Genomic DNA, 25127 nt, shown 5'->3' with positions numbered 1-25127 from the left:
GACGAGAGGCATAAGACTACCGGCACAGGGCCGGCAATCTGCGCGGGTTATTGCACCAGGCCGTGGCGACGAGCCACCGCCAGATCGATCTTGATGCGGTCGTCAGGCTCGTAGTAGCCATAGACCAGGCAGTCGGATGAGATGCCTAGGTCATCACACAATCCCTCCCAGTTATCGCAGTGATCGTGCATGTAGCCGATGGGCAATTCGATGAGGTCTACTGTCTGCATGGGGCACCTCCTGCAAAATCGCCAACCACTGATTGAGTATAGCCGCGCGCTGAAATTGTTAACTGGATCACGCCATTCTCCCCTGCAAACGATCGTGCTAGACTGTCGCCCAACCGCTGCGGCGCGGCAGTTTCCACTTGGAAACGACGCTACGGGCCGCAGCCGGTTAGCCCTACCCCTATAGGTGACAAGGAACGAATATGATCACACTGCACACCAACCATGGTGACATCAAGTTGGAACTGTTTGCCGACAAGGCGCCCATCTCGGCCGCCAACTTCGAGCAATATTGCCGGGACGGCCACTACGATGGCACCCTGTTTCACCGTGTCATTGATGGCTTCATGATCCAAGGCGGTGGTTACCTCTCAGGTTTCGAGGAAAAGGAAACCAGGGCTCCCATCCAGAACGAAGCCAGCAACGGCCTGTCCAACAAGACCGGCACCATTGCCATGGCCCGCACCATGGACCCCCATTCCGCCACGGCCCAATTCTTCATCAACGTCTCCGACAACGACTTCCTGGACTTCAAGTCCGAAACCACCCAGGGCTGGGGCTACTGCGTGTTCGGCCAGGTGGTGGATGGCATGGACGTGGTGAACAAGATCAAGTCGGTGAAGACGGGTCGCTATGGCCGCATGCACCAGGACGTCCCCGTCGATGAGGTGATCATCGAGCGCGTCAGCCTCGACTAAGTCATGCCGGGCAGCCCACAGGGCTGCCCATTGCCCTGCCCCCTTCTGCTATACTGCCGCCTTTTCCCGGTTGTCCCAGCGACATGAAAACACTCTTTATCTCCGACCTGCACCTGTCCGAGCACAGACCCGAGCTGACCGCCGCCTTCTTGCGTTTCTTGCAGGAAGAAGCCCGCCAGGCCGAGGCTCTGTATATCCTGGGGGATCTGTTCGATTTTTGGATCGGGGATGATGAGGCCTCCGCGCTAAACCGCAACGTGGCCGCGGCACTGCTGGCCCTTAATCGGCAAGGCGTCCGACTCTATTTCGTGCACGGCAATCGCGACTTTTTGCTGGGCGAGCGCTATGCCCGCCAGGCGGGGCTCATCCTGCTGTCCACTCAGAGCCAACTGGATTTGTATGGCCAGAGGGTCGTCGTGCTCCATGGCGACACCCTATGCACCGACGACAAGGCGTATCAACGCTTTCGTCGCCTGGTGCACTGGCGCTGGCTACGCGCCCTCTTCCTCGCCCTGCCCCTGGCCTGGCGCATCCAGCTGGCGCAGAAGATCCGCCGGCGCAGCCGCCACGGCAAACAGCTAAAAAGCGCCGCCATCATGGACGTCACGCCCCAGGCGGTCGACCAGTTGCTAACAGACACAGGCGCCAGCCTGCTGATCCACGGCCATACCCACAGACCCGCCGTGCATGCCTTGCCTGACGGCGCCCAACGCCTGGTGTTGGGGGATTGGGATCAGGATCTGTGGTACCTCGAACTCTCGGCGCAAGGCGCCAAACAGCACAGGCGCCCCATCCCGCCCGTCGCCAAGACCGCCGGTCTTTAATCCTCGGCGCTCGACAGGGGCGCCAGGCAGACTATCTTGCATTCCGGCAGGGCGGCCACCGCCAGGGTCGTCTGCCGATAACGACACTGTCCTTGCTGTGGATGATTAAAGTCTCGCTCCCCACCGTCCCGCAGCAACACCGCCTGCGCCTGCCAACATCGAGCAAACAGCGGGCTGGCCACGCTCAACTCGTCCACCAACGCCTGCAGCTGACTATCCCGCGGACGTCGGCTGTAATCGGCGCGAAACTCCGCCACCAGGCGAGTAGCCCGTTCTTCCCAATCGGCGATGAGCCGCCTGGCTTCGGGGGCTAACAGGGTAAATTTCAGCAGATTGCGCTCATCGGACGCCCCGTCCAACCAGCCGACAAACAGCCGTGCCGCCGCCGGGTTCCAGGCCCTGGCCGTCCAGCCATGATCCAGCAGATAGGCCGGCACCTGGAACAGATCCGGGATGGCCAACAGGTGAGCCGGCAGCTCGGGGGTGAAATCTGGCGGTCCCGCCGGATCCCGCTTGCCGGCCAAATCAAACAAGGAGGCACGCTCCGCCACCGACAGCTGCAAGGCCTCGGCGAGCCTGGCCAGCGCGGCGCCAGACGCCGTCACGGGGCGCCCCTGCTCCAGCCAGGTCAGCCAGGTGGTGCTGACGCCGGCGGCATCGGCCAGCTCTTCCCGCCGCCACCCCGGGGTGCGGCGCCGTCCGGCGATCTTGGCCGGTGGCGTCAGTTTTTCACGATGGGCGCGCAAGAAGGCACCCAACAGGCGCGCAGGGTCGGACTGAGTCATGGTGATCCCTATACCAGGATAAGTGCTTATCTTGTACCAGTTACCTTGAGAGTGAACAATGGTCGGGTCCTTTCGATGACCAGGAATAGAATATGAAGCCGACCCCGCAAGACGACATCATCCGCCGCCAGTTTTCCCCCCAGGCCCAGGCCTATCTGACCAGCGAGGTCCATGCCGCCGGCGCCGATCTGGCGCTGATGTCGACGCTGGTCGGCCACCGTCCCCAGGCCTGTGCCCTGGATCTGGGCTGTGGCGGCGGCCACGTCAGCTTCACCCTGTCCCCCCAGGTGGCCCAGGTGGAGGCGGTGGATCTCTCCTCCGCCATGTTGCGGGTGGTGGCCGATGAGGCCCAGCGGCGGGGACTCACCAATATCCAGACCCGGCAAGCCGCGGCGGAAGCCCTGCCCTATCCGGATGCACACTTCGATCTGGTGGTCACCCGCTACAGCTGCCACCACTGGCAGGCCTTGCCCGCCGGCCTGGCCCAGATGCGCCGCGTGATCAAACCCGGTGGATTGGCGCTGTTTATGGACGTGATCACCCCGGGGGAGCCCTTGCTGGACACCTGGCTGCAGAGCCTGGAGCTGTTGCGGGATCCCTCCCATGTACGCAATGGCTCTGAGGCCCAGTGGCAGGCCCAGCTGGTGGCCGCCGGATTTCGCCTGACCCATTGCCAGTGCTTCCGTCTGCGGTTGTCCTTTGCCAGTTGGGTGGCACGAATGAACACCCCGGCCGTCCAGATCGCCGCCATCCGGGCACTCCAGCAACAGGCGGGCCCAGCGGTAGTGGATTATTTCAACCTGGAAGAAGATGGCAGCTTCACCGTCGACACCCTGCTGCTGGCGGCCGAACCCGCCACAGGCGCACATCCGGCGGAAACGGTCATCTGAGACCGAGGGCCATCCGGCCCAAGTCGAGCCTAGTCGTCCTGGCTGGCGTCGGGACTACGGCCTATGCCGTAGTCCCGCAGCTTGTTGGCCACGGCGGTGTGAGAGATGCCCAGCCGCTTGGCCAGCTGCCGGCTGGAGGGATAGAGGGGGTAGAGCCGGGAGAGCATCAGTTGCTCGAAGCGCTTGGCCGCCTCCGGCAGGCTGCCATCAAACCACTGATCCGAGATGGGCTCCTCCTGCTCCAACAGCGGCAGCCGCAGATCCTCGGGCCTGAGTTCATCGCCATCCAGCAGGGTCAGCGCCTGGTAGAGGGCGTTTTTCAGCTGGCGGGCGTTGCCCGGCCAGGGGTACTGGGCGACGAACTCCAGCAGGCTGCGGCCCAGCCGAGGCAGGCTGCGCTGCAGCTCGTCGCAGATCCGGCTCACCAGTTGCCGGGTCATGGGGGCTATGTCCGCTTGCCGGCGACGCAGGGGCGGCAGCTCCAGCTGCAAGGCGCTCAAGCGGAAATAGAGATCCTCGCGAAAGCGGCCCTGGCGCACCCGTTCGGCCAGTGACTGCCGGGTGGTACAGAGGATGCGCACATCCACCCGCACCTCCTGCTCCTGCCCCACCCGGTGGAAGCGGCCATCCTCCAGCACCCGCAGCAGCTTGCTCTGCAGCAGGGGCGACATCTCCGCCACCTCGTCCAGCAGGAAGCTGCCGCCGTTGGCCTGCTCCAGCAGACCCCGCTTGCCGGGCCAGGCCGGCCCGAAGGCGCCGGGGGCCGAGCCAAACAGCTCGTGCTCCGCCACCTCGTCCGGCAGGGCCGCGCAGTTGAGGGTCATGAAGGGACCGCCGGCCCGCAGGCTGCCCTTGTGGCAGGCCCGGGCCAGCATCTCCTTGCCGGTGCCGGTCTCGCCGGCGATGAGCAGCGGCAGATCCTGCATGGCCAACCGGCGCGCCTGGTGCAGCAGGCTGCGCATGGCCTCGCTCTGGGCGGTGAAGAGATCGAAGCGGCTGTCGTCATAGCCGTGCAGCAGGCTGAAATGATGGCCCACCCGACGGGCGGACTTGAGCACCACCAGGGCGCCGGCCAAGCACTCCTGGCTGGTGCCTTCGGGAATGCTGACGGGCAATATGTCCGCCAGGTACTCCTCGCCGGCGAAGCTCAGCTTGCAGGTCTCCGACTGAGTGGCGCCACCGTCGAGCCAGGCCAGGAAGGCAAAGCCGCGCAGGAAACTGCCCACCTGCAGGCCCAGCACATCCTTGAGCCCCAGCCGCAGTATGTTGAGCACCGCCTCGTTGACATGGTTGATGCGCCCCTTGGCGTCGATGGCAAACACCAGATCCGGCAGGGCCTTGAGCAGGGCGGCCACCTCATGGTGCTCCCGCTCCGAGGGCATCCAGGCCACGGTTTTCACATCCAGTACCCCCTGGATGCGACGGATCTCCGGCATCAGCTGCTGCAGGCGGGAAAAGTCCAGCTCGGGAAAGTTCAGGTAGATGAAGCCCGCCACATCCAGCTCGATCCCCCGCAGGTCGATGCAATGCTCCTCCAGCCGGGCCAGCAGCTCCCGGGTCAGTCCCAACCTGTCTTCACAACTTACCTGCAGACGCATGGTGTCTCCTTTGCTTGCCTCGGCAGGATTATACGGCAGGCCGGCGCCATGGCTAGCCACGCCGACCATCCAGGCTTAACGGGCGGCACTGGCGGTGACCGCCAGCTGCAGCAGCAGGGCCCGCAGCAGGCCACTCTCCCAGGTTCGCAATAGGGTCCCCTCGTTGCTCTGTTCGATACGCAAGAGGGCACTGAGCACCTTACGGGTTTCCAGCTCACCCAGCTCCTTCACCTCGGTCAGGCTCAGCTGCTCGGGATCCCGCTGCCACTGCCCCCAGTCGAAGAACACCACCAGTTGGTGACGATGACAGTCGCTCACCAGCTGGTGCAGCAAGGAGACGGGACCACGGTATGCCAGGCGATCCGCCCAGCCTTGGGCCACCCGCTGCCGCTCCTCGGCACTGGGTTCGCAGGGATTGGCACCGATCAGCGCCCGCGCCGTCTGTGCTATGTCTACCTCCTGACGCAACTGGCTGCGCCAGTGGGCCGGCAGGCTGTCGAGCCCGTAGAAGGGACCGGCCAGCTGACCGTAGACAGAGGCGGTGGTGCCGGCCTCCTCCCCCAGGTTGGCCGCCAGCAGGGCACCGCTGGCGTAATCATCGCAGTGCCACAGGGCCCACAGCGCCGCCTCCAGGGTGTGGATCACGTAGCCGGAGGCACGGATGTGCTGGGCGTCCTTGTGGCGATAGCTGCCGCTGATGACATCCACTATGTCGGGATGCCACTGCTCACCCCACGGCTTGAGCAGGCTGAGCAGACGCCGGGGATCCAGCCAGTGCTCCTTGTCCTGCTCGCCATCCAGCAACTGCCACAGCAACCAGGTCACCAGTTGACAGGCCTGCACCGCCCGCTCCTCACCGTGGGTCAGGCTGGCCTGCCAGGCGGCAATTCGCATGGCCCGCTCCACGGTTTGGCGTTCGGCATAGTAGTAGAGAGCAACGGGGGCCACCCGCATCAGGGCGCCATTGCCGGCGGTGAGGGGATCCTCAACGCCGGACCAGGGATCCCGGGTGTGCTGATAGCGGGTCAAGGCGGCCAGCACCGTCTTGCCCACCCGGGCCGGCTTGCCGGTGCAGCTGCGATAGCCCTGCTGCCACCAGCGCAGATACCGATCCATCTGGTCCCGGCTATTAAAGCCATGGCAGGCCAGCAGGCTGTCGGCCAGACAGAGGGTCAGAGCGGTATCGTCACCCCATTCACCGGCCTGCACCCCCAGCAGACCGCTGCTCTGCAGATCCGAGATGGGCTGCACCAGACGCTTGGGGGTTCCCTCCTGGAGCAGCCCAAGGGCATCGCCACAGGCGGCCCCCAGCAAGCAGGCGACCGCCTGTTCATGAAGTGGTGATAGCGGATTGATTGTCGGCATACGGACCTCCCCCAAAAGCGACGCCGGGCTGGCGCCACACGCTGGATTGCCGCCCTCAGCCCTGGGTGAGGCTGTGCGGCATGCTGGCACCGGCCAGGGTCTCGGGTCGCCGGGTCTAGGTTGGCTGATCGTTGGAAAACAGCTGGCCCAGCTGACGCTTGAGATGTTGTAACAAGTCCAGGCGGATCTGGGCAAGGCGGGGCCGCTCGTTTGGTGAAAAGGGCAGCGGTCGACAGAGGGTCATGGCCTGAATACCCAACCTGGCGCACAATAATCCGGCCCCCAACCCCTGGGCCACCCGGGTGGACAGGCGGGCCGTCAGCTCGGCCCCCAGCCAATCCAGCCCCACCTCGGTGACCGCCTCCGCCGCGCCGATATAGATGGCATGGCGCAGGATCTGCCGCAGCAGGGTGATGCGACTCCAGTAACCCAGGCTGACACCGTAGCAATCGGCGATGGCGTCCAGCATGCGCAGGCTGCGCCACAGCACCAGCAGCATGTCCACCAGGGCCAAGGGGCTGATGGCCACCAGCACCGCCGCCTCGCTGCTCCAACGCACTATCTGTTGGCGCGCCAGGGTGTCGGCGTGTCCCAGCACCAGTTGGCTGAACAGCGCCTGCTGCTCCGCCTGGGTATGGTGGGGCTCGCATTGCGCCTGCCAGCGGCTGAAGCCTTCGGTCTCGGCCAGGCCGCAGGCCTTGGCCAGGGCCGGCAGGTAGTTGGCCTCCCCGTCCGGCGCCTCGGCCCGCCAGCGGGCCAGCCGCTTGAGCCGCCTGAGCTGGCGCCACTCCTTGAACAGGCGGCCACCGGCCCCCATAACCACCAGGGCCAGCACAGGCAACCAGAGCCAGGTCAGCCCGGCCCCCTGGCCCAGCCGATCCACCAGCCACCAGCCCAGCTGCACCGTCCCCAGCCCCAGGGCCCCCAGCAGGCCCCAGCCCAGGCTCCCCAGCCGGGGCAGCGGCGGTTCGGCCGGGGCCGGCGGCTCGGGCTCTTGCCAGACTTGCGCTTCCGGTGGCAGCTGACCGGCCAGATCCACGGGAGCGGCCCGAAGGGCGTGGGCGGGCAGGGCCAGTGCCGCGGGATCCAGGCTGACGGCGGGACGGCGGGGCTGAGTCATCTGAGCTTGTCTCCCAATAAGAATTCCAGGGCCTGATCCAGGCGCAGATGGGCCATGGGCCCGGTCTGATCCCAGGGGCGTGGCCGCAGTGCCAGGGGTTGGATCGGCGCCTGCCAGTAGGCGGCATCGGGCCGGCCGGTGGGCAGATCGCCGGGGAACAGGGCCACTTGGGTGCCATCCAGCGCTGTGCCCTCGATCACCGTCAAGGGCTTGCCTGCGTGGGTCAGGGTATGAAACTGGCCGGCCCGCACCGCCGCCAGCACCTGGCTCGCCACCGCAATCCCCTCGAAGCGGGCCTGGGCGCGCCCGCCCTGGGTCAGGCTCTCCAGCAGGGATTGCAGGGCGGCGTGTTGATCCGGCGTCACATGGTCGGCCTTGCTGGCGGCAAACAGCAGGCGGTCGATGCGCGGGGCGAACAGGCGGCGCCACCAGTTGCTCTGGCCATACTGAAAACTTTGCAGCAAGAGCCCCAGGGTCTGGGCCAGATCGACCCAGGCCGCCGGCCCCTGCTGCAGCGGGTGCAGACAGTCCACCAGCACCACCTGGCGGTCGAAGCTGGCAAAATGGTCATGATAGAAACCCGCCACCAGATGGCGCTTGTAGTGCTCGAAGCGCTGCTCGAACATGGCGTACAGGCTGTCTTTGGCCGGCGTTTGCGACGGGGCCTGCCACAGCCAGGGGGTAAATTGCAGCACGGGGGCGCCGGCATATTCGCCGGGCAGCACGAAGCGGCCGGGCTGGATCAGCTGCCGGCCCAGTGATTCCTTCGCCCCCCACAGATAATCCGTGTAGGCCTGGGCCAGACGGGCCGCCAGGGCCTCATCATGGCGGCTGCGGCCGTCGAGCCCGGCCCCCAGGCTGAGCCAGGGGGCTGCCAGGGCCGTCAGATCCGGCGCCGTCAGCTGATCGCGCACCTGCCGGCTCCACTGCTCATAGCTTTGCTGCAGCAACGGCAAGTCCAGCAGCCATTCCCCCGGATAGTCCACTATCTCCAGGAACAGGCGCGACGCCTCGCCCCCCAGATGCCGCCACAGGGGATGGCGGCTGTGGTAGCGCAGCTCCAGCCGCAGCTCGCTCAAGCCCCGGGTGGGCACGGGCCAGGCCGGTGGCTCGCCACTCAAGGCGGCCAGGGCCGCCTCGTAACCAAAGCTGGGGATGTGGTGATGCTGCTGGGGCACCCGCCGCGCCCCCAGCAGGCGGCCGCTGGCGTTCACCTGCCACAGGGGCAACCTGGCCTGTTGCAGGCCCGCCTGCTCCAGCTGGTGCACCAGGGCGGTGATGAAGGCGGTCTTGCCGCTGCGGGAGAGGCCGGTCACCGCCAGGCGGACGTGCCGATCCAGGCTGCGCTCGGCCAGGGTGGTCAGCTGCTGTTGCAGTTTTTGCAGGGGACGACGGTCAAACATGGTCGCTAGCGACTCCTCTTGATATCCCGATCCACCCGATACTGGGACGAGGTCACCCATTTTTCCAGTCGTTGCAGGCGCTGGTCCAACTCGTCGAAACGGCGGCTGACGCTGCCGAACTCGGTTACCGTGTTGGGCTTGGCCGCTGCTGCCTCGGGAGGCAGGGGATCCAGGAACAGCCAGGCGGCCAGATAGAGCAGCACCAGTATGCCCCCCAGACCAAACAGGGCCGCCAGCACTACCAGCAGGCGCACCAGCCAGATCTCCATGCCCAGGCGATGGGCCAGTCCGGCACAGACACCGCCGATGGCGCCGTGCCGGGTATCACGATACCAGTTGCTCATAGTCGCTCCCGCCAGTGGGGATCGTCCTGATCCAGTAACAGTTCCAGGGTGTGGAGCCGCTGCTCCAGCCGCTCGGCCCGCTCACTGAGCGCCTGCAGCTGGGCCTGGCCGCCCCGTTCTGCGTCGGCGATTTGCCGCCGCTGGGCGCGGTAATGCAGCACCAGCCACACGGGCGCCACCACTACCATAAAGACGATGAGGGGCACAGATAGCGCCCACACCATGCTACTCATGCTTGTTCTCTCCTCCTGTTACCTGGCTGCCGGTCATCCGAGCCTTGAGACTGGCCAGCTCCTGTTCGATAGCGTCATCCACCGCCAACTCGGCGAACTGCTGCTCCAGGCTGGGATTGCCCTGGCTGTAGATGTCGGCCCTGGCCTCCAGTTCGCTGATCTTGCGCTCCATCTGCGCAAACTTGTCCCCCATCTGCCGGGGGACCTCCCCGCCGCTGCGGGCCTGGATCTGCAGCCGGCTGTCGGCGGTGGCACTGCGCAACGTCATGGCCTGCTGGCGGGCCCGGGCATCCTGCAGCTTGGCCTCCAGCTGCTGGATCTCATGGCCCAGCTTGCTGATGCCGTCGGCCACCCGCCCCAGCTCCTCCTGCAGCGCCTTCTGCGCCTCGGTCAGCTTGGCTTTCTCCAGCAAGGCCGCCCGGGCCAGATCGTCGCGGCCCTTGATCAGCGCCAGTTGCGCCTTATCCTGCCACTCCTGGGCCTGATCGGCATAACGCTTGAGCTGCCGCTCCAGCTCCTTTTGTTCCAGCAGGTAGCGCGCCAGGTTGCTACGCTCCTGCACCAGCCCCTCCTCCATCTCCTGGATGATGAGCCGCACCATCTTTTGCGGATCTTCCGCCTTGTCCAGCAGGCTGTTGAGGTTGGCACTGACGATATCGGCAATACGAGAAAAGACGCCCATCTTCTGGTTCCTCCACGGGTTAACCTAGCTGCACGATTGCAGTCTAACCGGCTATTACAAATAGGATGCCAACTTATCCAACATTTTAACTTATTGATATAAAACGTTATTAAAAAAAGAGTCTGGCACAGCCGCCCCAGGAGTGATTAAATTGACCAATCGATTGGTCAATTTCACCAATACGCCATGGATGAAGAACGTCTGTTAGGGGAGTCCAACGCCTTCCTCGAGGTGATAGAGCAGGTCTCCCGCCTGGCTCCCATAGTGCGGCCCGTGCTGATCATCGGCGAGCGGGGCACCGGCAAGGAGCTCATCGCCCACCGACTGCACTACCTGTCCGCCCGCTGGCAGCAGCCCTTCATCAAGCTTAATTGCGCCGCCCTGAACGAGAGCCTGCTGGACAGCGAGCTGTTCGGCCACGAGGCCGGCGCCTTCACCGGCGCCCAGCGCCGGCATCCGGGGCGCTTCGAACGGGCCCACGGCGGCACCCTGCTGCTGGACGAACTGGCCACCATGAGCGACCGCCTGCAGGAGAAACTGCTGCGGGTGATCGAGTATGGCGAATTCGAACGGGTGGGCGGCCAGCAGCCGGTGCGGGTGGACGTGCGCCTCATCTGTGCCACCCATGCGGACCTGCCGGCCCTGGCCCGGGCCGGCAAGTTTCGCCACGATCTGCTAGATAGGATCGCCTTCGATGTAATAACCTTACCGCCCCTGCGGGTGCGCCAGGGTGATATAGTGCTGCTGGCCCACCATTTTGCCCGTCAGTGGGCTCAGGAGCTGGGCTGGGAAACGGCACCGGGTTTTGATGAGGCAACCCTGGCACAGCTGTGTCAGCATCCCTGGCCCGGCAACGTGCGGGAGCTGCGCAACGTGGTGGAGCGCAGCCTGTTTCGCTATGGCGAGCCCGGCAGGCCACTGGCGCGGCTGTGCCTGGATCCCTTCGCCTCCCCCTGGCAACAGACCGAGCCCCAGGCGACCCAGACCGCCCCCGGCTGGCCGCTGGACTGGAAACGGCATCTGGCGGAGTATGAGACGAACCTGTTACACCAAGCCCTGACGCGCTGCGACTTCAACCAGCGCCAGGCCGCCCAGAGTCTGGGTCTGAGTTACCATCAGCTGCGGGGTCTGCTGCGCAAGTACCCCGCGCTCTTACACCGCAAGGGCGAGACCGACACGGATTGATAATGAACAGGATGCAAACCCTGCTGCTGCTCTCCCTGGTGGGACTGCTGACGGCCTGCAAATGGCGCGACAATCCCCCGCTGGAGGGCGCCATCTATTGTGTGGAGGGCTATAACCAGTCCCTCAATCCCCAGGTCAGCAACCCCGGCCTGGTGGTCTCCTCCATCTCGGCCCAACTCTATAACCGGCTGCTGCGCCTCAATCCCGTGACCCTACGGTTGGAGGGGGATCTGGCGGACAGCTGGCAGGTCTCCCGGGATGGCCTGACCTATCGCTTCCACCTGCGGGAAAATGTCCCATTCCAGACCACCCCCTGGTTTGCCCCCAGCCGCCTGTTCAATGCCGACGACGTGCTGTTCAGCTTTGAGCGCATCATCAATCCCAAGCACCCCTTCCACGGCGTCTCCGGCGGCCGCTACCCCTTCTTCGACGCCCAGGAGATGGCCAAGCTGATCCGCCGGGTGAACCGCCTGTCGGATCGGGAGGTGAGTTTCGAGCTGTGGCAGCCGGATGCCGGCTTCCTGGCCAGCCTGGCCAGTGACTATGCGGTGATCCTCTCCGCCGAATACGGAGATCAGCTGGTGGCGCGCCGGGCCCGCGCCCAGATGGACTCCCTGCCGGTGGGCACCGGGCCCTTCGCCCTGCTGGCCTATCAGCCGGATGAGTACCTCAAGCTGGTGCGGCATCCCAGCTACTGGGAGGGGCAGCCGCCCCTGGAGCGGGTGGTGTTCGACTTCTCCCCCTCGGCGGCCCGCCGGGTGGCCAAGCTGCTGACCGGGGAGTGCCAGGTGGCCGCCTTCCCCGCCGCCAGCCAGATCGACTTCATCGCCCAGCAGACCCCGCTGAAACTGGACATCCAGACCAACCTCAACACCAGCTTTCTCACCCTCAACACCGACAAGGCACCGTTCAATCAGCTGAAAGTGCGTAAGGCCCTGGCCATGGCCATCAACCGGCGCAAGCTGCTGGATGCCATCTTCTACGACTCGGCGGATGAGGCAGACTCCCTGCTGCCCCCCAGCTCCTGGGCCCACAATCCCAACCTGACCCCCTATCCCTTCGATCCGGCCCAGGCCAAACGCCTGCTGACGGAGGCAGGCTACCCGGACGGTTTCAACATGACCCTCTGGGTGCCGCCCATCTCCCGGGCCTACAACCCGGATCCCCTGAAGACAGCTCAGCTTATCCAGTCGGATCTCAAGGACGTGGGCATACGGCTGCACATCATGCAGCTCAAGCCCTACCAGATGCAGCTGCGGCTGGCCCGCCGCCAGCAGGATGCGGTGCTGCAGAGCTGGGTGGCCAACACCATGGATCCCGATAACTTCTACCGCCCGCTGCTGAGCTGCCAGGCCAAGCAGAGCAACGCCAACAACTTCTCCAGCTGGTGCAGCCCGCACTTCGATCTGCTGCTGGACAAGGCCATCGCCACCAACAAGCTGGCGGATCGCATCGCCGACTATCACCTGGCGGAGGCCCTGATCAAGCAGGATGTGCCCCTGATCCCCCTGGCCCACGCCTTGACCATTCATGCCTTCCGGCCCCAGCTGCGGCAGCTGCAGGTGGATCCCATGGGCGGGGTGGCCTTCAAACAGGCCTATCTGAAGGATTAAGTCATGCTCAATTACATAATGCGCCGCCTTAATCTGCTGTTCTTCACCCTGCTGATGCTGAGCCTGCTGGCCTACATCATCGACTACAGCCTGGTGAACCAGGGGGCCGAAGGCCTGGTGGGCGGCTATTTCCGTTTCCTGGGCCGGCTGGCAGAAGGGGATCTGGGCTTCTCGTCCAGCTCCAACCTGCCGGTGGCGGATCTCATTCGCCTGCACCTGCCCGCCACCGTGGAGCTGTGCCTGGCGGCCCTGCTGCTGGCCCTGCTGATGGGCATCACCCTGGGCACCCTGGCCGCCCTGAACCAGGGGCGCTGGATCGACCGTATCATCCTGGGCCTCAGCCTGCTGGGATACTCCATGCCCGCCTACTGGCTGGGCATGCTGCTCATCATGACCCTCTCCATGGATCTCGGCTGGTTGCCCTCCTCCGGCCAGCTCAGTCTGTTGTACGAGGTGAAACCCGTCACCGGCTTTACCCTGGTGGATGCCTGGCTCTCCCAGTCACCCTACCGGCAGGCGGCATTCCGCGATGCCCTGGCCCACCTGCTGCTGCCGGCGGTGGTGCTGGCCATAGTGCCCACCACAGAGGTGATCCGTCTGGTGCGCGGTTCCATGATCAACGTGCTCAAACAAAACTACATCAAGGCCGCCTTCAGCCGTGGCCTGTCGGCGACCCGGATCATGCTGAAGCACGGTCTGCGCAATGCCCTGCCCCCCATAGTGCCCATGCTCAGCCTGCAGTTTGGCAGCCTGGTGACCGCCGCCGTCATCACAGAGGTGGTGTTCAGCTGGCCGGGCATGGGCCGCTGGCTGGTGAACAGCATACTGGTCCGGGACTATGCCGCCATCGAGGGCGGCGTGCTGGTGATCGCCTGTTTCCTGGTGGTGGTGAACCTGTTGAGCGAATCCCTCACCACACTGCTCTACCCCGCTAAACGCAAGGATCTGTATGGCCAGGAAGATTAAGGTTTATCCGGAGATCAGGGTCCCCTCCGCCCTAGGGCAGACCTGGGCCGCCTACCGGCAGGACTCATTGGCCATGCTGGGGCTCTGGGGCCTGCTGTTTCTGCTGGCCACCCTCTGCTTTGGCCCCATGTTGGTGTCGTTTGACCCGCTCAAACAGGATCCCAATGCCCTGCTGCTGCCCCCCTCCTGGACCCAGCAAGGCACCATAGAGTACTTCTTCGGCACCGATGATCTGGGGCGGGATCTGCTGTCACGCCTGGTGCACGGCGCCCGACTCACCTTCGGCTATGCCCTGATGGCCACCCTGGTGGCCCTGGTTTCCGGCTGTCTGCTGGGGCTCATCGGCGGCATGTCCCGCGGCCTCACCGCCAGCACCTTGCACCATGTGCTGGATCCCCTGCTCTCCATCCCCTCCCTGCTGCTGGCCATCGTGCTGGTGGCGCTGCTGGGACCCGGCCTGCCGAACGTCACCCTGGCCATCACACTGGCGCTCATTCCCCAGATCACCGGGGCCACCTATAACGCGGTGCGCCAGGAGCTGGGCAAGGAGTACGTCACCGCCGCCCGGCTCGACGGCTCCCCGCCCTACCGCATCCTGCGCTGGGCCGTGTTGCCCAACATTCTCGATACCCTGGTGGCCCAGACCACCCGGTCGCTCTCCATGGCCATCCTGGACATCAGCACCGTCTCCTTCCTGGGGATAGGCGCCCAGGCACCGGCCCCCGAGTGGGGCAACATGCTGGCCGGCGGTTTGGAACTCATCTACGTGGCCTCTTGGAACGTCACCCTGCCGGGGCTGGCCATCATGCTCAGCGTGGTGATCACCAACCTGGTGGGCGACGGCCTACGCAACGCCTTGCAGAAGGGGATGGACTGATGCCGCTGCTGGATATTCGCAACCTCACCATAGAGATCGACACTCCCCAGGGCCGCGTCAAGGCGGTGGACCGGGTGAGCCTGACCCTCAACGAGGGGGAGATCCGCGGCCTGGTGGGCGAATCAGGCTCCGGCAAGAGCCTGGTGGCCAAGGCCATCCTGGGGATGAAGAAGGACAACTGGCGCATCAGCGCCGATCGCATGCGCATGGACGGCCACGATCTGCTGAGCCTGACCCAGGCCCAGCGCCGGCGCATCATGACCCGGGACATCGCCATGATCTTTCAGGAGCCCAACTCCTGTCTGGATCCCAGCGTGCCGGTGGGCGAGCAGCTGATCGACGCCATCCCCTGGCGGGTGTTCGACGGCAAATGGTGGCAGATTTTTCACTGGCGCAAGCGCCACGCCATCGCCCTGCTGCACCGGGTCGGGGTCAAGGATCACAAGGAGGTGATGAATGCCTACCCCCACGAGCTGTCGGTGGGGGTCTGCCAGAAGGTGATGATCGCCATGGCCATCGCCATCAAGCCGCGACTGCTGGTGGCGGACGAGCCCATCAGCGCCATGGAGGCCACCACCCAGGCCCAGCTGCTCAAGCTGCTGGACAAGATGAACAAGGTGGGCAACACCACCATACTGCTCATCAGCAGCGATCTCTCCGCCATCGGCAACCTGGCGGACAGCTTCAGCGTCATGTATTGCGGCCAGATGGTGGAGACCGGCAGCCGGGAGCAGGTGCTGACCCAGCCCCATCACCCCTATACCGATGCCCTGCTGGATGCCATCCCCGACTTCAGCGGCCAGCTGGAGCACAAGTCCTATCTCAACCCGCTGCCCGGCGCCATACCGCCGCTGCAACACCTGCCCATCGGCTGCCGTCTGGGCCCACGCTGCCCCTACGCCCAGAAGCAGTGTGTCAAGACGCCGCCCCTGCTGCAGATCAAGGGCCACCACTACAGCTGCCACTTCCCCCTCAACCTGGAGGAACCCCGCAAATGACCCCAGCTCCCCTGTTGCAGGTGCATGCCCTCAGCAAGAATTACAGCCGCCGCAGCGGCCTGTTTCGCCGGGTGGTGCAAAAGGCGCTGGATGGCGTCTCCTTTACCCTGGAGGCGGGCGAGACCATCGCCCTGGTGGGGGAAGCCGGCTCCGGCAAGAGCACCCTGGCCAAGGTCCTGGCCGGGGTGACGCAAGCCTCCACCGGCGAGATCCGGGTGGATGGCCAGGTGATGGATGAGGGGAACTACCAGCAGCGCTGCAAGCTCATTCGCATGATCTTCCAGGATCCCAACTCCTCCCTGAATCCCCGGCTGCGCATCGGCCGCATCCTGGAGGGGCCGCTCATCCTCAACAGCCGGTTGAGCCCGCTGGAACGCAAGCACAAGGTGATCGACACCCTGCGCATGGTGGGCCTGCTGCCCGAACACGCCCTCTTCTACCCCCAGATGATCTCCGCCGGACAGAAGCAGCGGGTCGCCCTGGCCCGGGCCCTGATCCTGAGTCCGCGCATCATAGTGGCCGACGAGGCCTTCTCGGTGCTGGACGTCTCCATGCGCGCCCAGATCGTCAACCTGCTGCTCAAGCTGCAGAAAAACCTGGGGCTCTCCTACGTCATCGTGGCCAACGATCTGGGGCTGGTACGGCACATGAGCGACAAGGTGATCATCATGCACCAGGGCAAGGTGGTGGAAACCGGGCTGACCGAGGCGGTGTTCTCCGCCCCCCAGCAGGAGATCACCCGCCGCCTGATCCAAAGCTACGAACACGAATATCGCCACGCCCCCGAGCGCAGCGAGGCCGCAGAATAGCGCAGCGAGGCCGCAGAATAGCGCAGCGAGACCACAGACTAGCGCAGCGAGGCCACCGACTAGCCTGACGGCCCCTCACGCCGCCTCAGGCACGCCACTGTGAAAGCGCAACAGCGGATCCGGCGTGGTGATGAGTTCCGCCTCCAGGGCACCGAACAGCGCCACCCTGGGGGCGATGGAGACGGGACTCAGTGACTGGGCCAGGCTCAGATAATCCTGATAGTGGCGGGCCTCGGAGCGCAGCAGTGACAGGTAAAACCGCCCCAGCACCTCGTCCACCTGGGGCACCAGGCAGGCGAAACGCTCGCAGGAGCGCGCCTCGATATAGGCGCCGACGATGAGGCGGTCCACCAGGCACGCCGGCTCATGGGTGCGCACCACCGCCAGCAGCCCCTTGGCATAACGCCCCGCCGGCAGGGTTTGCTCGGCAATGCCCCGCGCCGCCATCAGCCCCCGCACCTGGGCATAATGGTGCAGCTCCTCTTGAATGAGCCGCACCAGCTTGCTCAGCAGGGGCCCCGGGGTCAGCAGATCAAACACCCGCCGCTCATCCTCCGTGGTGAGCCGGCGCCCCAGCACCTCATCCTTATCCGGTAGCGCCTCCAGGCCAGCGTAGAAGCTCAGGGCCGGAAGCCGCTGCCGGTGTTCACGGGGCAGACAGTAGCGGCGGATCAGGCTGTGGGCGGTCAGGGCCGCCTTGAGTTCACAGTTGGCATGATCCTGCAGCAGCAGGGCGGGCTCCTGCACCGCCGCCGTCACCCAGGCGGTGGGGGTCGGGCAGTGCAAGAAGGCGTGAATGGGTGCCAGCAGGTCGGCATAGTCGTCGAGGGGCATGGGGATCACTCGGCATGACGGGGGATCCGAGTCTAAGGGAGTCAGGCATCCCTGCCAAGGCGTTGGAACCGCCCTAGGCCGGGGCGCGCTGGGGCACCAGGCTGCTGAGCCGGCGCAGGGTGCGGCCTGCCAGGGGCTCCAGCAGGCGGCTGTACCCCCAGGCGCAGCTGGCGGACTGGGCCAGGCAGGCCTGCTCCAGCTTGGCGGCATAGCGCTGCAGCCCCAAGGCACCCAGGCTGGCCGCCGTGCTCTTCAAGGCATGGGCCTGCAGACTGGCCTGAAACCAGTCCTGCTGGCTGAGCAGCCAGCTCAGCAGGGTCAGCCGCCGCTGGGTTTCCTCGCTGAAGGTGGTCACCAGCCGGCAGGCGGCCGACTTGTCCAGCTCCGTCAGCAGGCGCTGAAAATAGGCTTGGTCCAGCAGGTAACCTGCCGGGCTTGCAGTGTGGCCGTTCACGATATTCTCCTCGTCGAAGCCCCTGCACTGCAAAAAATGCGCCTGCTTTTTGGCCCTCAGACCGGGCTCATTGGCAGCCAATCTGCGTCGTCCCCAGGCAAAATGCCAAACGGGTCTGATTTATGGCGTCGCAGTTTGCAAAATGCAAAACAAAAAAAGGGATGCATATGCATCCCTTTTTTAGGCTGACCGTCAGGTCATCAGGCCAGGGTTACTGATCTGACTCTTCCTCGTCCGGCCGCGGTGGCTTGCCACCTTGGGGCGGCTCCGGCATGTTGTTCGGCCGGCAGCCCAGCTGGGCGCTGGTATCTGTGCTGCTGGCACCACTGGCCGCGGGCGGCGCCTTGAACAGGGTGCAGACCCCATCCAAGGTCTCGCCCTGTGGCATCTGCACGGTGCAGACATCCCCTTCACCCAGGCCGTTACAGGCGGTGATCGCCTCTTGGGGCGGTCCAGGCGGATGACCATGGTCCGGCATCTTGGTGGACGCCAGGGCGGCGTTGCTGCCCAGCAGGGCAACCAGGGCCGTCAGGACGACGCGAAACGTACTTGACATGATAAACCTCGTGCTTGGTTAGGTTATTCCTTTACGACGAGGTCATTTTAAGAGTGGTCCACACCGTCCGGCAGGGGTTTTACCCACTTTTACCCAGGCTTGCTAGCCGGGTCAGCTGTCCTCACACGGCTCTGATTGATCGGCATTGACCTCCGCCTCCACTCCCAGGAAACCGCCGGTCTGATGGGCCCATAGCTGGGCATAGATACCGCCCAGCGCCAGCAGCTCACCATGGGTGCCCTGCTCGACGATCCGTCCCTTGTCCATCACCACCAGGCGATCCAGCGCTGCTATGGTGGAGAGACGGTGGGCGATGGCGATGACCGTCTTGCCCGCCATCAGGCGATCCAGGCTGGCCTGAATAGCCGCCTCCACCTCCGAGTCCAGGGCCGAGGTGGCCTCATCCAGAATGAGCAGGGGAGCGTTCTTGAGCAGCACCCGGGCCAGGGCGATGCGCTGGCGCTGACCGCCGGAGAGCTTGACCCCCCGCTCGCCCACCTGGGCATCAAAGCCTTGATTGCCATAGGGGTCAGAGAGCGTCGCAATAAAGTCCAGGGCCTCGGCCTGGCCCGCGGCCCGCAGCAGATCCGCCTCGCTGGCCTCCGGGGCACCGTAGAGTATGTTCTCCCGTACGGTGCGGTGCAGCAGGGCCGTGTCCTGGGTCACCATGCCGATGTGGGCCCGCAGGCTCTCCTGAGTCACCTGGCGGATATCCTGGCCATCGATGAGGATGCGGCCCGCCTCCACGTCATAGAAACGCAGCAGCAGGTTCACCAGGGTGGACTTGCCGGCGCCGGAACGGCCGACGATGCCGATCCGCTCCCCCGCTTTGATGGTGAGATCCAGCTTATCCAGCACCCCGGCGCCCTTGCCGTAATGGAAGCTCACCTGCTCGAAGCGCACCTCGCCACTGCTCACCCGCAGCGCCGGCGCCTTGGGCGCATCCACCACCTCCAGGGGTTTGGCCAGGGTCTGGCTACCGTCGGCCACGGTACCGATATTCTCGAACAGGGCGCTCAGCTCCCACATGATCCACTGGGACATGCCGTTTAGCCGCAGCGCCAGGCTGATGGCGATGGCGATGGCGCCTATGCTGATGGCCGACTGGCTCCACAGCCAGATGGCGGTGGCCGCCACCGCAAAGGCCAAGAGGTAATTGAGCAGTTGCACGCCGACGCTGACCCCGGTGGCCAGCCGCATCTGGTGATTGACCGTGTCCATGAATTCGCCCATGCCCTCCCGGGCATAGTCGGCCTCCCGCCGGGTGTGGGAGAAGAGCTTGACGGTCTGGATGTTGGTGTAGCTGTCCACCACCCGCCCTGTCATCAGGGAGCGGGCCTCGGCCTGGGCGCTAGCCACCCGCTTCAAACGCGGCACGAAGTACCACTGCAGCACCAGGTAGCCCAGCAGCCAGGCCAGCATGGGCAGCATCAGGCGCCAATCCGCCTCCCCCACCATCACCAGCATGGCGCCGAAATAGACCAGCACGTAGACCATGACATCCAGCAGCTTCATCACGGTTTCCCGCACCGCCAGCGCGGTCTGCATCACCTTGGTGGCCACCCGGCCGGCGAAGTCGTTGCTGTAAAACGACAGACTCTGCTTCAGCAGATAGCGGTGGGCCTGCCAACGGATGGCCATGGGGTAGTTACCCAGCAGGCTCTGGTGCATCAAGAGCGAATGCAGCAGCACCAGGAGCGGCAGGCCGATGAGCAGCAGGGCCCCCATCCACAGCAGGCGCTCACCGCCGCTGTCCAGCAGGGTGCCGGGCTGCTGGGTGGCCAGCCAGTCCACCAGGCGCCCCAGGAAGCCAAACAACACCACCTCCCCCACGGCGATCAGGGCGCTGAGCAGGGACATGAGCAGCAGGTAGGGCTCCATGCCCCGGGTGTAGTGACGACAAAAACGGTACAGGCCCGCGGGAGGCTGGCTGGGCTCCTCGTCGGGGAAGGGCCGGGTCAGCCCCTCGAAAAAGCGAAACATGAGATACCTCGAAATGGTGCTAAGACCGCTGTCATGGGTTAAAGGCCGGCGGCAGGATCCGGTAGGTTAGCAGCCATAAAGATTAGGATAAAGCGCTGTCCTGTGGCAGGGGATCGCTCTGAATGCGTATGACAACGGCATCCTGGCGCCAGTACTCCATGTCGCAATCGATGAGCCGGCCCCGCTCATCCCAATTGAGCCGGCAGATCTGCAGCAGGGGTGCACCCTGGGGCAGCCCCAGGGCGCGGGCCACGGCGCCGTGGGCGGCCGTCGGTAGGATATCGAAGGTGGACTGGCCATAGCCGATGCCGTAACGCTCGGCATACAAGCGCGTCAGGGAGCAGGTGAGATCCGTCTCCAGCAGGCCGGGAAAGCGTTCCGGCAGCAGGTAGTGTTCCACGTACAAGACATCCCGCGAGTCCAGGGAGCGCACCCGGCAGATCTTGAGCAAGGGGCTCAAAGGCGCCAGTCCCATGCGCTGGCACAGCTCGGCATTGGCCACCACGGGGCCGGCCTGCAGCACTCGGGTGGTGGCAGCCCGCCCCTGGCTCTCCACCATGGCCTGGAAGTGACTCTTGGTGCGGGGATCGTAGATGAGGCGGGGCGGCGCCACGAACCAGCCGCGCCGCTCCTCACGGTAGATCTGCCCCTCGGTCTCCAGCACCGCCAGGGCCTCTTTCAAGGTGATGCGGGTGGTGGCGAACCGTTCGCTCAGGGCCCGCTCCGACGGCAGGCGCATGCCGGGCCGCAACAGGCCGGCGCGGATCTGCTCCTGCAAGGATTGGCGGATCTGGGCCACCTGGGTGGGCTGACGCTCATCTGGACTCGTCCACTGGCTCATGACATCCCCTCTGACATGGTTACGGCGGCCAAAGATAGCATAACCGGAGCCAAATCCTCCCGGCGCCGCCCTGACAATAACCTGCTTCTATGGCGTTTTGGTGTCATGGCGCGCTGCCAGAGGGGGGCATATCACGGGCAATCCGCCATCTGGACTAGTCCAGAAAGATGATTCGTGCGAATTGCTTGCTGGCTATTGTTTGCGCTAACTCACGCCGTTAACCTTCAAGAAACTGTCACCCAGGTGTCACAAGTGGCTGCGAATAATACAAAACAGCAGCAACAAGCCAATCTGACCTAGTCCAGAAGGAGTTACACCATGAAAGCGCTATCCCTCTGTCTCGTCCTGGGCGCCCTCGCCCTCCCCCTCGCCAGCCAGGCCACTGTGCCGGCGGATCTGCTCAAGGCCGCCCAGGCCGAGGGCGCGGTCAACAGCGTCGGCATGCCCGACAGCTGGGCGAACTGGAAAGACACCTGGCAGGATCTGCACAGCCAGTTTGGTCTGGCCCACATGGACACCGACATGAGCTCCGCCGAGGAGCTGGCCAAGTTTGCCGCCGAGGCCAGTGACGCCAGCGCCGATATCGGCGATGTAGGCCATGCCTTCGGCCCATTGGCGGTGCAAAAAGGGCTGGCCCAGCCCTACAAGCCCACCCATTGGGAGGCCATTCCCGCCTGGGCCAAGGATCAGGACGGCAACTGGATGCTGGCCTATACCGGCACCATCGCCTTCATGATCAACAAGGATCTGGTGCCCAACCCGCCCAAGAGCTGGGCCGATCTGCGCACCGGCAAGTACAAGGTGACCGTCGGCAACGTGGGGGTCGCCTCCCAGGCCAATAACGGCGTGCTGGCCGCCGCCATCGCCGGTGGTGGCAACGAGAAGAACCTCAAACCCGCCTTCGACCTGTTTGCCGATCTGGCCAAGCAGGGCCGCCTCTCCCTCACCGACCCCTCCCTGGCCAACCTGGAGAAGGGTGAGGTAGCCGTCGCCGTGTTGTGGGACTTCAATGCCTTGAACTACCGGGACAAGATAGATCCCAGCCGCTTCCTGGTGGTGATCCCCTCCGATGGCTCCGTGATCTCCGGCTACACCACCATCATCAACAAGTACGCCAAGCATCCCAACGCCGCCAAGCTGGCCCGGGAATATATCCTGAGCGACGCCGGTCAGATCAACCTGGCCCGCGGCTACGCCCGCCCCATCCGCAGCGATGTGGTGTTGCCGGAGGACGTCAAGGCCAAGATGCTGCCGGCGGAGCAATACGCCGCCGCCAAGCCGGTGAGCGACTTCGATGCCTGGAGTGAAGCGGGCAAGGCCCTGCCCCGTCTGTGGCAGGAAAACGTCATGATCTATCAGCCGTAACCGCCATGACACACGCCAAGGTCATCTATCTGCTTATCGACGGCCTGGCCTATCAGGTAGCCCAGCACAGCATGGGCTACCTGCTGGCCTTGTGTGAGTCCGGAGAAGCCAGCCTGCACCCACTGCAGAGCGAATTGCCCTCCCTCTCCCGTCCGCTTTATGAAACCCTGCTCACCGGGCAGACGCCGGTACAAAGCGGCATTCGCCACAACGGCGTCACCCGCCTGTCCCATGGCCCCAGCCTGTTCGGCCTGGCGCAGCAGGCCGGTCTTGTCACAGCCGCCGCCGCCTACCACTGGATCAGCGAACTGTATAATCGCAGCCCCTATGACGCCCGGCGGGATCGCTTCACCCAGGATCCCAGCCTGCCCATCCAGTACGGCCGCTTCTATCACCAGGACCATTACCCCGATGATCACCTGCTGATCGATGCCGACGATCTGCTGCGCCGCCATCAGCCGGATCTCTTGTTCATCCACCCCATGAACGTGGACGACGCCGGCCACCAGTTCGGCCTCTCCAGCCCCCAGTACCGCAACGCCGCCCGGCGCTTCGATATTCTGCTGAGCGAGTTTCTGCCCGACTGGCGCGCCGCTGGCTATCAGATCCTGATCACCAGCGATCACGGCATGAACGACGATCGCACCCACGGCGGCAGCCTGGCCTGCGAGCGGGAGGTGCCGCTGTTCCTGCTGGGCGAGGCCTTCAACCACAGCCCAAGTGCGCCGCCCCGCCAGCGGGAGCTGGCCGGCACCTTGGCCGACCTGCTGGGTCTGGAACACGGCCTGCCGGCCTGCCCGGCGCTGCTGAACCCCCACTGGAGACCCGCATGACCAGTCTCATCCTGAGCCGCACCACCACCTGGGACGCTCCCAGGCCAGGGCGGGCACCCGGCCGTCCCGCGGCCCTGCTGTGGCTGCTGCCCCTGCTGCTGTTGCTGGGCCTCTTCTGCCTGGCCCCCCTGGGCTGGGTGGTGTGGCACGCCGTCTGGAGCCCGGACGGCTTTACCCTGTCGCGCTTTGCGTCCATCCTGGACTCGCCCTTCTACCGGCAGGCCTTCGGCAAGAGCCTGTGGCTCTCCGGCTGCTCCAGCCTGGCGGGCCTGCTCATCGCCGGCGTGGGGGCTGCGGCCCTCACCCGGGTGCCGGGCCGCTGGCGCGATGCCGTCATCGCCTTCACCAACATGAGCAGCAACATGGCCGGCGTGCCCCTGGCCTTTGCCTTCATCGTCATCCTGGGCACCAACGGCGCCATCACCCTGATGGCGCGCCAGTGGTGGGGCATTGAGTTGTTTGATCTCTACTCCATGAATGGCCTGCTCCTGCTGTACATCTACTTTCAGCTGCCGCTGGCCCTGCTGCTGCTCTACCCGGCCTTCGACAACCTGCAGCCCCAGTGGCAAGAGGCTGCGGCACTCTTGGGGGCCAGCCCCTGGCAGATCTTGCGGCACATCACGCTGCCGATCCTGGCCCCGGCCCTGCTGGGTACCTTCATCCTCTTGTTTGCCAACGCCATGGGAGCCTACGCCAGCGCCTATGCCCTGACCCTGGGCAACATCAACCTGCTGACCATCCGTATCGCCAGCCTGGTCTCCGGCGATCTCTTCCCGGATCCTGAGCTGGCCGCCGCCCTGTGCGTCCTGCTGCTGCTGATCCTGGCGCTCATCTGCTGGGGCAACCAGCTGCTGATGGGGAGATTCCACTATGCCAATCGCTAGACACTGGCCCAAGGCGGTGCTGGGGGGCCTGATGGGGCTGCTGCTGCTGCCTATCTTCGCCACCCTGCTCTACTCCCTGTCCAGCCGCTGGGGCGCCACCATACTGCCCGAGGGCTTTTCCCTGAACTGGTATCTGCAGCTGTGGGGCGAGCCGCGCTTTTTGGCGGCGTTGGGGCGTTCCCTGCTGGTTTGTGGAGGCAGTCTGCTGCTCACCTATCTGGTGGTGGTGCCGGCGGCCTTCGTCATCTTCTACCGTTATCCGCAGCTGGACAAACCCATGGGGCTGCTGATCCTGCTGCCCTTTGCCATGCCGCCGGTGGTGGCCAGCGTTGGCCTGCTCAGCCTGTATGCAGGAGGGGCCCTGCTCCTGGTGGGCACCCCCTGGATCCTGCTGGGCTGCTATTTCAGTCTGGCGCTGCCGCTGCTCTACCGCGCCCTGGCCAACCGCCTCTCCCGGCTGGCGCTGCAGGATCTGATGGCCGCCGCCCAGCTGCTGGGGGCCTCGGCACCCAAAGCCTTTTGGCTGGTGATACTGCCGTCCCTGCGCAAGAGCCTGTTCTCGGCGTTGTTCCTGAGCTTCTCGTTTCTGATGGGGGAATTCGTGTTCGCCAACCTGCTGGTGGGCACCCGCTTCGAGACCCTGCAGATCTACCTGTACACCATGCGCGCCACCAGCGGTCACTACACCAGTGCCCTGGTGATCAGCTACTTCCTCATCACCTTGCTGCTGACCTGGCTGGCCAGTCGCTTCAATCGCTAA

At 65.0% G+C, this 25127-nt stretch carries 27 protein-coding genes; 13 read left to right on the top strand and 14 right to left on the bottom strand.

The features are described 5' to 3' along the window. Nucleotides 1-47: 47 nt before the first annotated feature. Nucleotides 48-230: a hypothetical protein gene (locus ABHF91_RS07545; RefSeq protein WP_409422843.1), complete on the bottom strand. Its 183-nt coding sequence runs from the start codon at nt 228-230 to the stop codon at nt 48-50. Between the two features lie 200 nt (nt 231-430). Between ABHF91_RS07545 and ABHF91_RS07540 the strand changes: the two genes are divergently transcribed. Both ABHF91_RS07540 and lpxH read left to right on the top strand, forming a co-directional pair. Continuing rightward, the gene (locus tag ABHF91_RS07540) at nt 431-925 is read left to right on the top strand and encodes a peptidylprolyl isomerase (protein WP_409422842.1); all 495 of its coding nucleotides are present in this window, start codon (nt 431-433) and stop codon (nt 923-925) included. A gap of 83 nt (nt 926-1008) precedes the next feature. Beyond that, on the top strand, nt 1009-1749 hold the full coding sequence (gene lpxH, locus ABHF91_RS07535) for a UDP-2,3-diacylglucosamine diphosphatase (RefSeq protein ID WP_409422841.1): 741 nt from the start codon (nt 1009-1011) through the stop codon (nt 1747-1749). Here the strand turns inward: lpxH and ABHF91_RS07530 are convergent. Further along, nucleotides 1746-2534, bottom strand: a complete 789-nt coding sequence (locus ABHF91_RS07530) for a helix-turn-helix domain-containing protein (protein ID WP_409422840.1) — start codon at nt 2532-2534, stop codon at nt 1746-1748. The two genes, lpxH and ABHF91_RS07530, sit on opposite strands and share 4 nt — an antisense overlap. Nucleotides 2535-2626: 92 nt before the next feature. Here ABHF91_RS07530 and ABHF91_RS07525 point away from each other — a divergent pair, with 92 nt between their 5' ends. Next, a complete protein-coding gene (locus tag ABHF91_RS07525) occupies nt 2627-3424 on the top strand; it encodes a class I SAM-dependent methyltransferase (RefSeq protein WP_409422839.1) in 798 nt (265 codons plus the stop codon). Between the two features lie 29 nt (nt 3425-3453). Here the strand turns inward: ABHF91_RS07525 and tyrR are convergent, their stop codons facing one another. From tyrR to pspA, 7 genes are all read right to left on the bottom strand, one after another. Beyond that, on the bottom strand, nt 3454-5022 hold the full coding sequence (gene tyrR, locus ABHF91_RS07520) for a transcriptional regulator TyrR (RefSeq protein ID WP_409422838.1): 1569 nt from the start codon (nt 5020-5022) through the stop codon (nt 3454-3456). Between the two features lie 75 nt (nt 5023-5097). Continuing rightward, nucleotides 5098-6387, bottom strand: a complete 1290-nt coding sequence (locus tag ABHF91_RS07515; RefSeq protein WP_409422837.1) for an ADP-ribosylglycohydrolase family protein — start codon at nt 6385-6387, stop codon at nt 5098-5100. Nucleotides 6388-6502: 115 nt separating this feature from the next. Continuing rightward, complete coding sequence (locus ABHF91_RS07510) at nt 6503-7507, bottom strand: TIGR01620 family protein (RefSeq protein ID WP_409422836.1); 1005 nt, start codon at nt 7505-7507, stop codon at nt 6503-6505. Next, nucleotides 7504-8910 (bottom strand): YcjX family protein, encoded by a 1407-nt coding sequence (locus ABHF91_RS07505; protein ID WP_409422835.1) that lies wholly within the window; start codon nt 8908-8910, stop codon nt 7504-7506. The genes ABHF91_RS07510 and ABHF91_RS07505 overlap by 4 nt, the downstream gene beginning before the upstream one ends. A 5-nt stretch (nt 8911-8915) precedes the next feature. After that, nucleotides 8916-9254: a PspC domain-containing protein gene (locus tag ABHF91_RS07500; RefSeq protein ID WP_409422834.1), complete on the bottom strand. Its 339-nt coding sequence runs from the start codon at nt 9252-9254 to the stop codon at nt 8916-8918. Next, the gene (pspB, locus tag ABHF91_RS07495) at nt 9251-9487 is read right to left on the bottom strand and encodes an envelope stress response membrane protein PspB (protein WP_409422833.1); all 237 of its coding nucleotides are present in this window, start codon (nt 9485-9487) and stop codon (nt 9251-9253) included. The genes ABHF91_RS07500 and pspB overlap by 4 nt, the downstream gene beginning before the upstream one ends. After that, the gene (pspA, locus tag ABHF91_RS07490) at nt 9480-10169 is read right to left on the bottom strand and encodes a phage shock protein PspA (protein ID WP_409422832.1); all 690 of its coding nucleotides are present in this window, start codon (nt 10167-10169) and stop codon (nt 9480-9482) included. The genes pspB and pspA overlap by 8 nt, the downstream gene beginning before the upstream one ends. 186 nt (nt 10170-10355) lie before the next feature. Between pspA and pspF the strand changes: the two genes are divergently transcribed. Genes pspF through ABHF91_RS07460 form a run of 6 tightly spaced genes read left to right on the top strand, consistent with a single transcriptional unit; the run spans nt 10356 to nt 16617 of the window. Next, nucleotides 10356-11354: a phage shock protein operon transcriptional activator gene (pspF, locus tag ABHF91_RS07485; RefSeq protein WP_409422831.1), complete on the top strand. Its 999-nt coding sequence runs from the start codon at nt 10356-10358 to the stop codon at nt 11352-11354. A 2-nt stretch (nt 11355-11356) separates the two neighbouring features. Further along, nucleotides 11357-12967: an ABC transporter substrate-binding protein gene (locus ABHF91_RS07480; RefSeq protein ID WP_409422830.1), complete on the top strand. Its 1611-nt coding sequence runs from the start codon at nt 11357-11359 to the stop codon at nt 12965-12967. 3 nt (nt 12968-12970) lie between these two features. After that, nucleotides 12971-13933 carry an ABC transporter permease gene (locus tag ABHF91_RS07475; protein WP_409422829.1) on the top strand — a complete coding sequence of 321 codons (963 nt, stop codon included), beginning with the start codon at nt 12971-12973 and terminating at the stop codon, nt 13931-13933. Further along, nucleotides 13917-14810, top strand: a complete 894-nt coding sequence (locus tag ABHF91_RS07470; RefSeq protein WP_409422828.1) for an ABC transporter permease subunit — start codon at nt 13917-13919, stop codon at nt 14808-14810. The genes ABHF91_RS07475 and ABHF91_RS07470 overlap by 17 nt, the downstream gene beginning before the upstream one ends. Beyond that, on the top strand, nt 14810-15808 hold the full coding sequence (locus ABHF91_RS07465) for an oligopeptide/dipeptide ABC transporter ATP-binding protein (RefSeq protein WP_409422827.1): 999 nt from the start codon (nt 14810-14812) through the stop codon (nt 15806-15808). Before ABHF91_RS07470 ends, ABHF91_RS07465 begins: the two co-directional genes overlap by 1 nt. Continuing rightward, nucleotides 15805-16617 (top strand): ATP-binding cassette domain-containing protein, encoded by an 813-nt coding sequence (locus tag ABHF91_RS07460; protein WP_409422826.1) that lies wholly within the window; start codon nt 15805-15807, stop codon nt 16615-16617. Before ABHF91_RS07465 ends, ABHF91_RS07460 begins: the two co-directional genes overlap by 4 nt. Nucleotides 16618-16692: 75 nt before the next feature. Here the strand turns inward: ABHF91_RS07460 and ABHF91_RS07455 are convergent, their stop codons facing one another. The 5 genes from ABHF91_RS07455 to ABHF91_RS07435 all read right to left on the bottom strand — a co-directional run bounded on the left by ABHF91_RS07455 (nt 16693) and on the right by ABHF91_RS07435 (nt 21285). After that, complete coding sequence (locus ABHF91_RS07455) at nt 16693-17451, bottom strand: tRNA-(ms[2]io[6]A)-hydroxylase (RefSeq protein WP_409422825.1); 759 nt, start codon at nt 17449-17451, stop codon at nt 16693-16695. A gap of 73 nt (nt 17452-17524) precedes the next feature. Next, entirely contained in the window at nt 17525-17905 is a 381-nt protein-coding gene (locus tag ABHF91_RS07450; protein WP_409422824.1) for an Hpt domain-containing protein, read from the bottom strand. Nucleotides 17906-18116: 211 nt separating this feature from the next. Next, the gene (locus ABHF91_RS07445; RefSeq protein WP_409422823.1) at nt 18117-18461 is read right to left on the bottom strand and encodes a hypothetical protein; all 345 of its coding nucleotides are present in this window, start codon (nt 18459-18461) and stop codon (nt 18117-18119) included. A gap of 111 nt (nt 18462-18572) precedes the next feature. Then, nucleotides 18573-20444 (bottom strand): ABC transporter ATP-binding protein, encoded by a 1872-nt coding sequence (locus ABHF91_RS07440; RefSeq protein ID WP_409422822.1) that lies wholly within the window; start codon nt 20442-20444, stop codon nt 18573-18575. Between the two features lie 82 nt (nt 20445-20526). Beyond that, nucleotides 20527-21285 (bottom strand): UTRA domain-containing protein, encoded by a 759-nt coding sequence (locus ABHF91_RS07435; RefSeq protein ID WP_409422821.1) that lies wholly within the window; start codon nt 21283-21285, stop codon nt 20527-20529. 318 nt (nt 21286-21603) lie between these two features. Here ABHF91_RS07435 and ABHF91_RS07430 point away from each other — a divergent pair, with 318 nt between their 5' ends. Genes ABHF91_RS07430 through ABHF91_RS07415 form a run of 4 tightly spaced genes read left to right on the top strand, consistent with a single transcriptional unit; the run spans nt 21604 to nt 25127 of the window. Further along, on the top strand, nt 21604-22650 hold the full coding sequence (locus ABHF91_RS07430) for an ABC transporter substrate-binding protein (protein ID WP_409422820.1): 1047 nt from the start codon (nt 21604-21606) through the stop codon (nt 22648-22650). Nucleotides 22651-22655: 5 nt separating this feature from the next. After that, nucleotides 22656-23483, top strand: a complete 828-nt coding sequence (locus ABHF91_RS07425) for an alkaline phosphatase family protein (RefSeq protein WP_409422819.1) — start codon at nt 22656-22658, stop codon at nt 23481-23483. Beyond that, entirely contained in the window at nt 23480-24367 is an 888-nt protein-coding gene (locus ABHF91_RS07420) for an ABC transporter permease (RefSeq protein WP_409422818.1), read from the top strand. Before ABHF91_RS07425 ends, ABHF91_RS07420 begins: the two co-directional genes overlap by 4 nt. Beyond that, nucleotides 24354-25127, top strand: coding sequence for an ABC transporter permease (locus ABHF91_RS07415; RefSeq protein WP_409422817.1), 774 nt, complete (start codon nt 24354-24356; stop codon nt 25125-25127). Before ABHF91_RS07420 ends, ABHF91_RS07415 begins: the two co-directional genes overlap by 14 nt.

The sequence above is a fragment of the Pseudaeromonas aegiceratis genome, from assembly GCF_046254905.1.
Taxonomy (GTDB): domain Bacteria; phylum Pseudomonadota; class Gammaproteobacteria; order Enterobacterales; family Aeromonadaceae; genus Pseudaeromonas; species Pseudaeromonas aegiceratis.
The sequence above is the reverse complement of the archived record's forward strand: the minus strand, read 5'-3'. Positions and strand labels throughout refer to the sequence as shown.

What these genes read in the sequence shown, in the direction of transcription:
- ABHF91_RS07500 (WP_409422834.1), bottom strand. Translation starts at nt 9,254, where the DNA reads ATGAGCAACTGGTATCGTGATACCCGGCACGGCGCCATCGGCGGTGTC.
- ABHF91_RS07455 (WP_409422825.1), bottom strand. Translation starts at nt 17,451, where the DNA reads ATGCCCCTCGACGACTATGCCGACCTGCTGGCACCCATTCACGCCTTC.
- ABHF91_RS07530 (WP_409422840.1), bottom strand. Translation starts at nt 2,534, where the DNA reads ATGACTCAGTCCGACCCTGCGCGCCTGTTGGGTGCCTTCTTGCGCGCC.
- ABHF91_RS07460 (WP_409422826.1), top strand. Translation starts at nt 15,805, where the DNA reads ATGACCCCAGCTCCCCTGTTGCAGGTGCATGCCCTCAGCAAGAATTAC.
- ABHF91_RS07430 (WP_409422820.1), top strand. Translation starts at nt 21,604, where the DNA reads ATGAAAGCGCTATCCCTCTGTCTCGTCCTGGGCGCCCTCGCCCTCCCC.
- ABHF91_RS07480 (WP_409422830.1), top strand. Translation starts at nt 11,357, where the DNA reads ATGAACAGGATGCAAACCCTGCTGCTGCTCTCCCTGGTGGGACTGCTG.
- ABHF91_RS07475 (WP_409422829.1), top strand. Translation starts at nt 12,971, where the DNA reads ATGCTCAATTACATAATGCGCCGCCTTAATCTGCTGTTCTTCACCCTG.
- ABHF91_RS07425 (WP_409422819.1), top strand. Translation starts at nt 22,656, where the DNA reads ATGACACACGCCAAGGTCATCTATCTGCTTATCGACGGCCTGGCCTAT.
- ABHF91_RS07515 (WP_409422837.1), bottom strand. Translation starts at nt 6,387, where the DNA reads ATGCCGACAATCAATCCGCTATCACCACTTCATGAACAGGCGGTCGCC.
- ABHF91_RS07510 (WP_409422836.1), bottom strand. Translation starts at nt 7,507, where the DNA reads ATGACTCAGCCCCGCCGTCCCGCCGTCAGCCTGGATCCCGCGGCACTG.
- ABHF91_RS07525 (WP_409422839.1), top strand. Translation starts at nt 2,627, where the DNA reads ATGAAGCCGACCCCGCAAGACGACATCATCCGCCGCCAGTTTTCCCCC.
- pspA (WP_409422832.1), bottom strand. Translation starts at nt 10,169, where the DNA reads ATGGGCGTCTTTTCTCGTATTGCCGATATCGTCAGTGCCAACCTCAAC.
- pspB (WP_409422833.1), bottom strand. Translation starts at nt 9,487, where the DNA reads ATGAGTAGCATGGTGTGGGCGCTATCTGTGCCCCTCATCGTCTTTATG.
- ABHF91_RS07445 (WP_409422823.1), bottom strand. Translation starts at nt 18,461, where the DNA reads ATGTCAAGTACGTTTCGCGTCGTCCTGACGGCCCTGGTTGCCCTGCTG.
- ABHF91_RS07420 (WP_409422818.1), top strand. Translation starts at nt 23,480, where the DNA reads ATGACCAGTCTCATCCTGAGCCGCACCACCACCTGGGACGCTCCCAGG.
- tyrR (WP_409422838.1), bottom strand. Translation starts at nt 5,022, where the DNA reads ATGCGTCTGCAGGTAAGTTGTGAAGACAGGTTGGGACTGACCCGGGAG.
- ABHF91_RS07545 (WP_409422843.1), bottom strand. Translation starts at nt 230, where the DNA reads ATGCAGACAGTAGACCTCATCGAATTGCCCATCGGCTACATGCACGAT.
- ABHF91_RS07465 (WP_409422827.1), top strand. Translation starts at nt 14,810, where the DNA reads ATGCCGCTGCTGGATATTCGCAACCTCACCATAGAGATCGACACTCCC.
- lpxH (WP_409422841.1), top strand. Translation starts at nt 1,009, where the DNA reads ATGAAAACACTCTTTATCTCCGACCTGCACCTGTCCGAGCACAGACCC.
- ABHF91_RS07505 (WP_409422835.1), bottom strand. Translation starts at nt 8,910, where the DNA reads ATGTTTGACCGTCGTCCCCTGCAAAAACTGCAACAGCAGCTGACCACC.
- ABHF91_RS07415 (WP_409422817.1), top strand. Translation starts at nt 24,354, where the DNA reads ATGCCAATCGCTAGACACTGGCCCAAGGCGGTGCTGGGGGGCCTGATG.
- ABHF91_RS07440 (WP_409422822.1), bottom strand. Translation starts at nt 20,444, where the DNA reads ATGTTTCGCTTTTTCGAGGGGCTGACCCGGCCCTTCCCCGACGAGGAG.
- ABHF91_RS07435 (WP_409422821.1), bottom strand. Translation starts at nt 21,285, where the DNA reads ATGAGCCAGTGGACGAGTCCAGATGAGCGTCAGCCCACCCAGGTGGCC.
- ABHF91_RS07470 (WP_409422828.1), top strand. Translation starts at nt 13,917, where the DNA reads ATGGCCAGGAAGATTAAGGTTTATCCGGAGATCAGGGTCCCCTCCGCC.
- pspF (WP_409422831.1), top strand. Translation starts at nt 10,356, where the DNA reads ATGGATGAAGAACGTCTGTTAGGGGAGTCCAACGCCTTCCTCGAGGTG.
- ABHF91_RS07540 (WP_409422842.1), top strand. Translation starts at nt 431, where the DNA reads ATGATCACACTGCACACCAACCATGGTGACATCAAGTTGGAACTGTTT.